Here is an 11,723-nt window from a genome sequence, read left to right as displayed (position 1 = left end):
TGTATCTCTTACCTTGTGGTGTTACTGCCATATAGCAAATCATTATCTTAGCTACAAATAATATACTGATGGTCGAGCATTTTAGTGATTACAAATTCTAAAATAGCTAAAGCAAAAAATTATAAGGCCATCATAACAATACTTAAAGTTAGGAAGTAAATATGAGTTCAGCTCCAGATAGTGGCTGGTTTGGCCACCCTAAAGGACTTTCAACATTGTTCTTCACTGAAATGTGGGAACGAATGAGTTATTACGGTATGCGAGCTATGCTCGTATTATTCATGACAGCAAGCTTACAAGAAGAAGGTTTAGCCTTTACTGTTGCCTCAGCTGCTGCAATTTATGGTTTATACACAGGTGCGGTATACTTTTTAGGTTTACCAGGTGGCTGGCTAGCAGATAGATTGTTTGGTGGTCAAAAAGCAGTATGGTATGGCGGTATAATCATTATGATTGGTCATATCATTTTGGCTATTCCACATGATTATTCTTTCTTCATTGGCTTGATATTTGTAGCGACAGGTACTGGTTTGCTAAAACCAAATATCAGCGCAATGGTAGGCCAACTATACAGTGATGCTGATGAGCGTCGTGATGGCGGTTACGCTATTTACTACATGGGTATTAACTTAGGTTCTTTAATTGGTTACTACGTTTGTGGTTACTTTATGGAAAACGTAGGTTGGCACTGGGCGTTTGGTGCAGCAGCTGTTGGTATGGCTATTGGTTTGGTGCAATATAAGCGCTCACTTAATAACTTACCAGAGCATAGCGCTTTACCAGCAAATCCATTAGGTCCTAAAGGCACTTCTCGCGCATGGGTTGGTATTGCTGCGTTTGTAATTGCAGCGGCTGCAGTTACTACGGCTGCAATGACCGGCGCAATTGTAATCAATCCAACAGTGGTTGCAGGGTACGTAGCTGTTGTATTTACTATTATCTTTTTTGTTTATTTTGGTGTTATTTACTTTACAGGTAAATTAACCGATGCCGAAAAACAAAGAATGTGGGCACTATTTTTAGTCTGTATTGCATCTGCATGTTTTTGGTCTGGCTTTGAACAAGCAGGTTCGTCATTAAACTTATTTGCTCGCGATTACACCGACCGCCTTATTGGTACGTTTGAAATCCCTACGACGTGGTTTCAATCATTAAACTCACTGTTTATTATTGCTTTATCACCATTTTTTGCAGCGCTTTGGATTAACTTATCTAAAAGCTTAGTATCACCTAGCTATAGCGTTAAGTGTGCAATTGGTTTAATTATCATGGCATCAGGCTTTTTAGTTATGTTTATGGCGGCTCATTACGCAGCTGAAGGCTTAAAAGTAGCGCCTTACTGGCTTGTTACTACGTACTTTTTACATACTGTGGGTGAGCTTTGTTTAAGCCCTGTAGCATTAAGTGCTGTAAGTAAGTTATCGCCTAAACGTTACACTGGTCAAATGATGGGTGTATTTGTATTAACTTACTCAATCGGTAATATTATTGCAGGTTTACTTGCTGGTAATTTCGATCCGAACAATGTTTCTGAAATTCCTAACTTATACTTACAAATTGCATTATTTAGCATTGGTGTTGGTGTTGTTTTAGTACTAATGACCTTTAAAGCTAAAGTATGGGAAAAACAAGGGTTAGAAGAGAAAGTCTCTTAATTGTTGTTTATTTTTAATATAACAACATAACCGATACATTCCTCCATAGCGTCTATGGGGGAATTTTTTATTCAACTTTGCCCTGCCCCCGTTAACTGATATTATATCCTGATTGATTATTGAATAGACTCAGGGACAGCAGTATATGCATTCATTAAGATTATTACGTGCCACTCTAATAGCATTTCTCCTTATTTTTTTATCTGCCTGTGGTGGAGCCGAAGATCAAGTTACAGTAAATCCAAATGATCCTGTAGAGCCTGAGCCTAGTGGCTTAATTATTACCAATGCTAATGGCTTACAAACGTCATTAGATGAAGGTAACTTTACTATCAATGCCCCTGGGGAAATAGTGGCTAGCGATACTGAAATAACCTACGAAAAATTAATCCTTGATGAGAATAATCAAGCAAAAAATATCATTTCAGATATACATACGCTTACCCCGAATACACTTCAACTTTCTAGCCCAATGACAATCACTATAAAAATACCTGACGACTATGTATTAGGAGGCCAGTTAACTATTGCTCGTTTGAGCGGAGATTCTTGGTCAAGTATTACTAATTCAACAGTATCGCAAGGCTTTGTTAGCGCACAAGTAGACCAACTAGGTAGCTATGCAATAGAAATGCAACGTACGGTGGCATTTTCTGATATTGGCCCTACATGTGATGCAAATGCAACAGAGCAATCTATACGATTTGTTCACGTTGCCGACATGCATGCTCGTTTTGGGTATCAGGAACAGTATTTTAGTCGTATCAAGGCTTATTATAAAAAAGCGCTAAGCGAATCACCCCATACATTATTTACCGATGGTGGCGATGATTATGAAAAAGGGACCGTTGCAGAGCAAATATCACAAGGCTTAGCCTCTGATGAAACCGTAAAGCTAATGGCTTTTGATTTACGTGTTTTAGGGAATCATGACTATGCATGGGGTCCTGAAAAGCTGCTTGAGTTTTCCCAAGACGATAATGCCATTGTACTCGCCAGTAATACCCGCTTTGAGGGAGAGCAAAATAAGAGCTTTGGCGGTGTGGACTTTGCTAAAGTACAGGTTGGCTGCATAACATTGGGTGTGTTTGGGATGACGTCAGTACCATGGGATGAACTTGACGAGCCAATTGAAGATGACCCTATCCCTGACTTTATAAAACAATTTAAAATGAGTTGGAAGTGGCAACAAATCGCACAAAGTATTGTAAGCCAATACAGCGGTGATGTTGATTACATGATAATGCTAAGCCACTTAGGTAAAGGAACTGACGTTGAGATAGCAACCAATGTGCCCGGTATAGATTTAGTGCTTGGTGGGCATACTCATGGTGGTGAAGACTTTATAGAGCTTGAAAATAATGCTTTAGTCATTCAACCAGAATTTTATGCTCGCGGAGTCACCGATTTAAATTTAGTATTTAATACTGCAAATAAAGCACTAAGTCGTTACGATTATCAACATGTAGATACGCGAACATCTATAGAACCTGACGAAGAAACCAAGCTAGCTATCGATGAAATAATGGGCCGATATGCACCCGATGCTGATACAGAAATTGCCATTTCAGAAAACTACCCAAGTAGCTTTGAAGTTGCAGAAATAACAGCACTTGCAACTAAACATTCAAGCTCAATTAACGCAGCGCTGCTAAACCCTGAACTTGTACAAAAAAGATGGACGCCAGGCACTGTTACACAAGAAGATTTTCACAAAGCATTTTATGTTGAAAGACAGCCTTCAAACACACCTGGCTTTAATTCACTGTATCAAGTAACTGTTACAGGGACTGATTTAAACACAATGATTGCCAGCCAACCCGATTGGTTTGCGTTAAAGCCAGAAGATATTCAAGTAACAACAAATTATAATGTCGCTTTATTTAAAGGTGCGGCACTTAATCCAGATTTATTTTTTAGCAGTGTTACTTTTAATGATGTAAAGCCAATTGCCGAAGCATGGTGGCTACTTGATCAATACGCGCGCTTTAGAACAACTCAATGTCTTCACCTTGATACAGACACACAGCTTAATGCTTGCCAAGATGTTGCAAATATAACAATTTGGAACTTTGACGATCCAACAAACCCACTGACCCCAGACTTTGGTCCATCGGTTTTAAACTACTTTGACCCAGAAAATGACGGTTGGGGCCCCGAAGACACCCGCTATGAGACAACCACTGATCTTAATATTGGGGATTTAACTGATGGTCCTTCTGGTGTAATGGCTTTTACTGATCACTCACCTACAGAGGGTTTAAAAATTGAATTAAACACACAAGCAAATGGTGATTATGCTAATGACGGTATGGTATCTGACTACACTCTAATAATGGATTTATATTGGCCATCAGAAGATAGCGATTCTTATCGTGCGATAATGCAAACTGAAACAGTAGATTATTTAGAAAACGATGCAGATATATTTATTGATCCCAGTGGCGGTTATGGTGAAGCGACGTTTAAAAGTGGATATTTTGGTGATACTAAACCAGAAACATGGCATCGTGTAGCGTTTGTGTTTTACACAGCACCAATAAATGGTGTATTTGAAGTATATATTGATGGTGAATTAACGGGTGTAAAAGAATTTGGAGAAATAGACCAACGTTGGGCTCTCAACAAAGCAGTGCTCTTATTTACTGATAATGGCTACGAAACAGTCCCTGGTTATTTAAATGCCTTACTCTATGCGGGCCGTGCTATGACCCGTGGCGAAATTAAAAGTATGGGCGGCGCACAACAAAAGTTGTCCTTTGAGCAACCGACGCGAGTGTTAAACCAAACGATTGAACGTCACTATCAAGCTGCGCCAGCGATAAAAACAAACCAATGGATTGAGCAACGTAACAAGTTCTTTGGTGGCAACTCTAAAAGTGTAAATAATTAAATACAACCAAGCTTTTGCTTGTTCATTCTAAAAGGAGGCTTCACGCAGGTGAACTCTCCTTTTTATTATTTAAAAACAACACATTAAGAATAAAAACCACTATTCAATCCTATACCATATAACTTCATTTTACTTAACTGTATTACAAACACGTAACTTTATAATAACCGTCCTATAAAATTTACACATACACTACACACTAAATAGTGCCCCCCTCTTCCCCAAATCAAGAATCTGGTTGATTATCTACTGCAATATGACAACAACACATAATCGCAGTGCTTAATTGCGGGAGTAATAATAATGAGTGAAGTAAATAACTATTTAGGTTTAGTCGGTATTGAATTTACCGAGTACGCAACACCTGATGCTGATTATATGGATAAAGTATTTACTGATTTTGGCTTCTCTAAGCTTAAAAAATTCAAAGGTAAAGACATTGTTTATTACAACCAAAACGATATTCATTTTTTACTGAATAACGAGCGTGAAGGTTTTTCTGCAGAATTTGCTAAAAGCCATGGCCCTGCTATTTGTTCAATGGGTTGGCGTGTTGAGAATGCGCAAAAAGCATTTGAAACTGCAGTAGAGCGTGGTGCAAAACCAGCCACTGATTCAACACATAAAAACATGCCTTACCCTGCAATTTATGGCATTGGCGACAGCCTAATTTACTTTATTGAAAATTTTGGCGACAAAGGCACTATTTACGAAAGTGATTTTGAAGATTTAGAAACGCAAAATGTTGTAGAAGATAAAGGCTTTATCCGAATCGATCATTTAACCAATAACGTTTATAAAGGCACCATGGAAAAATGGGCTAACTTTTATAAAGACGTATTTGGTTTTACAGAAGTACGCTACTTTGACATTAAAGGTCAAAAAACGGCGCTTATTTCGTATGCACTTAAGTCCCCTTGTGGCACCTTCTCTATTCCAATAAACGAAGGTAAAGGTAACGATAACAACCAAATTGATGAATACCTTGGTGAGTACAACGGCCCTGGCGTTCAGCATTTAGCGTTTTTAACAGATGATTTAGTAAGCTCTCTTGATAAGCTTGATAAATCAACAATCGCTACTTTGGATATTATTCCAGAGTACTACGACACTATTTTTGACCGTGTACCTTGGGTTGCAGAAGATAAAGAAAAAATTCGTAAGCACCAGATACTCGTAGATAGCCAAAGTGAAAATTGTTACTTATTACAAATTTTCTCTAAAAACTTATTTGGTCCAATCTTTATAGAAATGATCCAACGCGTTGATGATGGTGGCTTTGGTGAAGGTAACTTCCAAGCATTATTTGAATCAATCGAACGCGACCAAGAGCGTCGCGGCGTTTTATAAAATATTTGAGTAAATTAAAAGCAGCGAACTTCGCTGCTTTTTGTCGTTTTAATATTTAAAAAGTATGGCGCCAAGTACAAGTATGATTAAATAAACTATACCTTGTCGCCATACAGTAAAATCCAAAGGAAATGTAATGAGCCTAATTAACGAAACCCACGATATTAATTTAACCAGCTGGGTAGAATCAGCTAATGTTGATAATTGCGACTTCCCTATTCAAAACTTACCGTTTGCAGAGTTTCGCCGTAAAGGGTCTGATGAGGCCTTTCGTGGTGGTGTTGCAATTGGTGACCAAGTAATTGATTTAGCAAAACTGAGTAAATTAAATGTTTTAACAGGTGACGCTAAAACAGCCGCTGATGCAGCAAGTGAAGCAACTCTAAATACATTTATGGGTTTAGGGGGGCAATATTGGTCAGCACTGCGATTAGCGCTTTCAAAAGCACTACGAGCAGGTTCTGAGCACCAACAAGCGCTTAGCGATACGCTTGTAGCACAATCTGACATAGAGTTTTCTTTGCCTTGTCGTATCGGTGATTACACCGACTTTTACACTTCTATTTATCATGCTACAGCTGTGGGTAGTTTATTTCGCCCTGATAACCCATTACTACCTAACTATAAATGGGTACCCATTGGTTATCATGGTCGCTCTTCATCTATTGATGTATCTGGGCAAACATTTCATCGCCCTAAAGGCCAAACTAAAGCGCCTGATGCAGAAGTGCCGTCATTCGGTCCTTGTAAACGTCTTGATTACGAACTAGAACTGGGTATTTACTTAGGTAAAGGCAATGCACTGGGCGATGCAATCGCTATCGAAAATGCAGAAAACCACGTATTTGGCTTTTGTGTATTTAACGATTGGTCAGCTCGCGATTTACAAGCGTGGGAATACCAACCGCTTGGTCCTTTTTTAGCTAAAAACTTTGCCTCAACTGTATCGCCTTGGATTGTTACAACCGAAGCGCTAGCGCCTTATAGAACAAGCTGGACGCGTGATGAAAACGATCCACAGCCTATGGACTATTTAGAGTCAAAAGCGAATCGCGACCAAGGTGCTTTTGATATTCAAATGGATGTTAAAATCCAAACGGAAAAAATGCGTAGCGAAGGCCATAACCCAACGCGCGTATCAACATCTAGCTTTAAGCATTCTTACTGGACTGTGGCACAAATGGTTACTCACCACACAGTAAATGGCTGTAACTTTATGCCAGGTGACATGTTAGGTTCTGGCACTCAGTCAGGTCCAACGCACGAAGAAGCGGGTTCTTTACTTGAACTATCTCGTGGCGGTAAAGAAAAAATTACGCTAAGCAATGGCGAACAACGTAGCTTTTTAGAAGATGGCGATAACGTTATTATGCGCGGTTGGTGTGAAAAAGAAGGCTATGCACGTATAGGTTTTGGCTCTGTAGAGAGCACAGTACTACCTACAAAATAATACGAGTATTAAAAAAATTATTAAAAGGGCTGCTTACTAAAAGCAGCCCTTTTTTATTAATTTTTGAACAGTTACAATTTTTTTCTAGCTTTTTTAACTCAAATTGCTATCTTAATTCGGTTAATAGCCAGTGTTTATATGCCATGTCAGTATTTATAAAGTCTTTTTATCATAAATTTTTCCCAGCTCGACAGCTACTTATTCGTCAAAATGGCGAAGTTAAGCATGTTGTTTTAGCCTCTTGGTTTCAACTTCTTGTAGCATCGCTTATTTTAGCCACTTTTATTTGGCTGAGTATTTCGAGCTTTCGTGTTTATACACAAACAAATAAAATATCTGACATAGAACAAAATCAAATAACCGAGCAAACGCTGTGGCAACAAAAAGTCAGTGAGCAACAAGCCCTTCAAGCAACGCAGTTAGAGCAACTTGCAATACTTGAGCAAAAGCAGGCGCTACTGCAAAGCATGATAGAATCCCTTCCCGCTTCGATTAGCAAAGATGTTATTAAGCTTGATACAGAACTTGATGTACCTCTTAACGAAAATAGCAATGAATTTCACGAACCATTAGTCGATGAAAATCCAAAAAGTAAGCAGGCGCAGTTAATAGCTCCAATTACATTCGCAACAAGAGTGGCCAACTTAAATAATCATTATGAGCAAAGCTTTACCTATTTAGATAACCAAATTAGTGAACGTCACCAAGCTATTTTAGCTATGGTTAAAGGCGCAGGAATTGAGTCAGCGCTTGAGCAACACTTAATATTAAGTGCCCAAACAACCGCACAAGGTGGCCCACTTGATACATTTAACGAAACAAAAATTCCAAGCCACTTTTTAGCCATCGTTGATAAGTTATTAGCATTAAATAATTTAGAAAACTTTTTAACTGAACTACCAAACACCCTCCCCTTAGCTAAAGCTAAATATTATATTTCGAGTAGTTTTGGTCTTAGAAAAGATCCAATGAATAGTAATCATGCCTTTCATAAAGGAATTGATTTAGCAGGTTGGCATAAAACCGAGATATTTGCCCCAGCAGACGCTGTAGTGCTTCGTGCCGGTCGCAATGGTGGTTATGGTAACTTTATTGAGCTTGAACATAAAAATGGCTTAGTGACTCGATTTGGACACTTAAATAAAATTAAAGTAAAAAAAGGTCAGTTAATCACTAAACATGACGTAATTGGTTTAATGGGCAGCACAGGCAGAAGTACAGGTACTCATTTACACTACGAAGTATTACTTAACGGTAAACAAGTCAATCCTCTAAAAATAACAAAGGCGCTTTCTCGTGTTTGGTAGAAAAAAACAAAAAACAGTTAGCTCTAATTTAAAAAGAGTAAATCACACGCCGTCTATTATTTCTGAAGACGTACGCCTTACAGGCACTTTAGTTAGCCAAGGTGAAGTACAGCTTGATGGCCGTATTGATGGCGATATAAAAGTGGAGCATTTAGTTATTGGCTCAACGGGTGTTGTTGAAGGTATTGTTGAAGCTAAAAGCGTTATTGTTAAAGGTAAAGTTATTGGCTCAATTAATGCCAGTGAAGTAAAAGTACAAAGTGGCGCTCATGTTCATGGCGATGTATTTCACGATACATTGAGTATTGATGCAGGCGCAGTAATTGAAGGCAGTTTAAAGCAACGCTTTGAAAAAGAAGAGCCTGAACTAATTTCGAAAGAGCTTAAACCCGCAAAAGAAGTTAAAGCATTATTGAAAGAAGATGGCAGCGACTTATCATTTGTAAATAAACAAGCCGCTGATAAAAGCTAAGTCAAATCAGCTTTACGTAAGTTACTTTTTCTCAGTAATATACATAGTAATATCTGCAGTGAAAACAAGCTCATTGCGGGTATTATACAGTTTAACCGGTACTACTAAGTCTTCTTTATCAATCCACTTGTGTGGTAAATCAATTTCAGCGACTGCTCGTACATCTGTATCTACTTTAGCCAAATACCTAACTGTCATCCCTTTTGGGATCCAACGATGCGTTTTAACTGGCACTGTTGCATCAACCATTACACCTGCACACAATTCAGCTAAATTACACTGCGCAATAGCATGAATAGTTCCAATATGATTATGAACGCTGCGACGATTTTTAACCACCGCACTACAATGGCCCTCTCTCAAATCGAGTACGTAAGGTTTCATCGAACCAAAATATGGCGCTTTAAAGCAAACAGCTTTAGTAAAAAGCCAATTCCCAAAAGGTAGGCGTTTAAATTTATGCCATGTTTGTACAAGTGCAGATTTATTACTCATTATTATTTTCCATCAACAGTTACTTTTTTCAAATTAACACATCAGACCAGTTTTAAAAAGTGCATTTACGCTGCCTTTTTAGCTTAATCCAATCAAAAAATAAAAATGACAACCTATGCAGGGGTCATAAGCCCTTTCTTTTTTACGAGTGCCCACCTAAAATACTCGGCAAAAGGAGACTCAATGCAAACACAGCCCGCTAAACCTAATATGACTTTGTTACTTATCCTAGCGTTACTCGTTATATTTTGCCCTATGGCAATCGATATTTACTTACCCGCTTTTCCTACTATTGCAGAACAATTTGCAGTTACAGAACAACAAGTTCAGCAAACCGTTGCTATTTTTATGCTAACAGTAGGTTTAGGCCAATTAATTGCGGGGCCTTTGGCCGATAGGTTTGGCCGAAAGCCAGTGGCTATAGTGGGTATAAGTTTATATGCAGGCTCAGCATTACTTGCCTATTACTCGCCTTCTTTTGAAGTATTGATGATTGCACGTGCTCTTCAAGGTTTTGGAGCCTGTGCCACATTTGTTGTCGCATTTGCGATAGTGCGTGACAAATATGGTAGTGAACGAAGTGGACAAATGATCACTTACCTTAACGGGATTGTGTGCTTTATTCCGGCAATGGCACCTATTTTAGGGGCTTGGCTTACCGTACAATTTGGCTGGCGTATGAACTTTATGTTTTTAACCGCGTTTGCCATTGTAGGCCTTGTTGTTACGCTATTCTTTTTTAGAGAAACTCGTCCTGCTGATAGCCATTATCAGGGGCATATTTTAGATTTACGTCGCTTTACACCTATTATAAAAACACCGGTATTTTTGTTTAATAGCCTAATTTGCATGGTCTCAATGTCGGCCATATTAGTTTATGTGACGCTAGCTCCAGGCTGGCTTATTACGCATTTAGGCGGCACCGTGGCTGACTTTACTTTTTGGTTTACGTTAAATGCCGTAATAAGTATTGTCGCTAGTTTTATTTTACCAACGTACATTAAACGAAATAGCCAACGTGCTTTGCGTGTCGGTGTGAGTGTACTGGTTTTTTCAGGCGTTTTAATGCTAGCCCTTAGCAGTATAGAAACGGCATTTGCGCTTATGTTACCTATTTTAATTGCAGCATTAGGCTTTGCTCTAAGTTTAGGCTCAGCTGCAGGTATGGCTCTGTCGAGCTTTCCTAAACAAGCAGGCACAGCCTCGGCATTACTTGGTGCTATGCAAATGAGTGGCGCGAGTATACTCGTTGTTTTAACCCAATATTTAGGGTTAAGTACACCGTGGTTAATTGCTTTTCATTTATTATTACTAGTTCCGCTTTGGATTATTTTAATGAGCAAAAAAGCACATACTTTACACCCAACTAAAAGCGCTCAATGATCAATCCTGATTTTTTAGTCTCGTTTTTATTAGCCAGCTTTTTAATGGCTGTAGCACCTGGGCCATCAAATGCATTTTTGATGGCACAAACATTTGCTAATGGTCGAAGCGCCGGTATGCAAAGTGCTTTTGGTTTTGCATTAGGTGGGGTTATTCATACTCTATTTGCTGTTGTAGGCCTAAGCGCAGTCCTAAAAGCTTCCCCAAGTGCCTATGCCGCAGTGCAATATGTAGGCGCAGCATATTTATGTTATTTGGGATTTATGATGATTAAAGGCACGCTAAAGCAGCCAGAGCCTATATCTGATGACAAGCAAACCGATAACCCGCATATAAGTACCAGTAAAAAAAGTAATGTCATGTTTCAAGCCATGATGACTGAAGTGCTAAACCCTAAAGTGGCGCTGTTTTTTATTGCATTTATTCCGCAATTTGTAGATCCAACGCTTTCATCTGCTACTTTTCAACTCGCTTTTTTTGGCTTGCTTTACCCTATTTTTGCTTTTCCGATTGACTGCACGTATATTTATTTTGGCGACAAAATTGCACAGTTTTTTAGACGTAACCCAAATAGCCAACTTTGGATTGATAGGATCACCGGCATTGTATTTATAGCCCTTGCTATCAATCTATTATTTTAACTAACCTGATGTAATGGTCTCCTCCCTATACGGCATCTATGTGCCATGATTAAAGTGGTTACAATAATCAAAGGGAG

Annotated in this window: 9 protein-coding genes; 8 read left to right on the top strand and 1 reads right to left on the bottom strand. The window is 38.8% G+C overall.

Annotated features, from left to right (window positions below; all coding sequences use genetic code 11):
- Positions 1–161 precede the first annotated feature (161 nt).
- The 6 genes from AAEY68_RS09775 to AAEY68_RS09750 all read left to right on the top strand — a co-directional run bounded on the left by AAEY68_RS09775 (position 162) and on the right by AAEY68_RS09750 (position 9,127).
- Positions 162–1,655 carry a peptide MFS transporter gene (locus AAEY68_RS09775; protein WP_024593567.1) on the top strand — a complete coding sequence of 498 codons (1,494 nt, stop codon included), beginning with the start codon at positions 162–164 and terminating at the stop codon, positions 1,653–1,655.
- Positions 1,656–1,800: 145 nt separating this feature from the next.
- Positions 1,801–4,548: a metallophosphoesterase gene (locus tag AAEY68_RS09770; protein WP_350585873.1), complete on the top strand. Its 2,748-nt coding sequence runs from the start codon at positions 1,801–1,803 to the stop codon at positions 4,546–4,548.
- A gap of 303 nt (positions 4,549–4,851) precedes the next feature.
- Positions 4,852–5,898 (top strand): 4-hydroxyphenylpyruvate dioxygenase, encoded by a 1,047-nt coding sequence (gene hppD, locus AAEY68_RS09765; protein WP_010555129.1) that lies wholly within the window; start codon positions 4,852–4,854, stop codon positions 5,896–5,898.
- Between the two features lie 136 nt (positions 5,899–6,034).
- The gene (fahA, locus tag AAEY68_RS09760; RefSeq protein ID WP_350585872.1) at positions 6,035–7,348 is read left to right on the top strand and encodes a fumarylacetoacetase; all 1,314 of its coding nucleotides are present in this window, start codon (positions 6,035–6,037) and stop codon (positions 7,346–7,348) included.
- Positions 7,349–7,491: 143 nt separating this feature from the next.
- Positions 7,492–8,655, top strand: a complete 1,164-nt coding sequence (locus AAEY68_RS09755; RefSeq protein ID WP_350585871.1) for a M23 family metallopeptidase — start codon at positions 7,492–7,494, stop codon at positions 8,653–8,655.
- Entirely contained in the window at positions 8,645–9,127 is a 483-nt protein-coding gene (locus AAEY68_RS09750; RefSeq protein WP_024607173.1) for a bactofilin family protein, read from the top strand. The genes AAEY68_RS09755 and AAEY68_RS09750 overlap by 11 nt, the downstream gene beginning before the upstream one ends.
- A 21-nt stretch (positions 9,128–9,148) precedes the next feature.
- Here the strand turns inward: AAEY68_RS09750 and AAEY68_RS09745 are convergent, their stop codons facing one another.
- Complete coding sequence (locus tag AAEY68_RS09745) at positions 9,149–9,622, bottom strand: hotdog fold domain-containing protein (RefSeq protein WP_193226136.1); 474 nt, start codon at positions 9,620–9,622, stop codon at positions 9,149–9,151.
- A 183-nt stretch (positions 9,623–9,805) separates the two neighbouring features.
- On the opposite strand from AAEY68_RS09745, the gene AAEY68_RS09740 reads away from it, so the two are divergent.
- Both AAEY68_RS09740 and AAEY68_RS09735 read left to right on the top strand, forming a co-directional pair.
- Positions 9,806–11,005: a multidrug effflux MFS transporter gene (locus AAEY68_RS09740; RefSeq protein ID WP_024593564.1), complete on the top strand. Its 1,200-nt coding sequence runs from the start codon at positions 9,806–9,808 to the stop codon at positions 11,003–11,005.
- Entirely contained in the window at positions 11,002–11,646 is a 645-nt protein-coding gene (locus AAEY68_RS09735) for a LysE family translocator (RefSeq protein ID WP_350585870.1), read from the top strand. The genes AAEY68_RS09740 and AAEY68_RS09735 overlap by 4 nt, the downstream gene beginning before the upstream one ends.
- The last annotated feature ends 77 nt before the right edge of the window (positions 11,647–11,723 follow it).

It is taken from the genome of Pseudoalteromonas sp. RB2-MNA-CIBAN-0110, from assembly GCF_040309305.1.
In the GTDB taxonomy this organism is placed as follows: domain Bacteria; phylum Pseudomonadota; class Gammaproteobacteria; order Enterobacterales; family Alteromonadaceae; genus Pseudoalteromonas; species Pseudoalteromonas arctica.
The sequence above is the reverse complement of the archived record's forward strand: the minus strand, read 5'-3'. Positions and strand labels throughout refer to the sequence as shown.

Excerpts from the sequence above, each read along its gene's own strand:
- AAEY68_RS09755 (WP_350585871.1), top strand. The coding sequence starts at position 7,492 with ATGTCAGTATTTATAAAGTCTTTTTATCATAAATTTTTCCCAGCTCGA.
- AAEY68_RS09775 (WP_024593567.1), top strand. The coding sequence starts at position 162 with ATGAGTTCAGCTCCAGATAGTGGCTGGTTTGGCCACCCTAAAGGACTT.
- AAEY68_RS09770 (WP_350585873.1), top strand. The coding sequence starts at position 1,801 with ATGCATTCATTAAGATTATTACGTGCCACTCTAATAGCATTTCTCCTT.
- AAEY68_RS09745 (WP_193226136.1), bottom strand. The coding sequence starts at position 9,622 with ATGAGTAATAAATCTGCACTTGTACAAACATGGCATAAATTTAAACGC.
- hppD (WP_010555129.1), top strand. The coding sequence starts at position 4,852 with ATGAGTGAAGTAAATAACTATTTAGGTTTAGTCGGTATTGAATTTACC.
- AAEY68_RS09740 (WP_024593564.1), top strand. The coding sequence starts at position 9,806 with ATGCAAACACAGCCCGCTAAACCTAATATGACTTTGTTACTTATCCTA.
- AAEY68_RS09735 (WP_350585870.1), top strand. The coding sequence starts at position 11,002 with ATGATCAATCCTGATTTTTTAGTCTCGTTTTTATTAGCCAGCTTTTTA.
- fahA (WP_350585872.1), top strand. The coding sequence starts at position 6,035 with ATGAGCCTAATTAACGAAACCCACGATATTAATTTAACCAGCTGGGTA.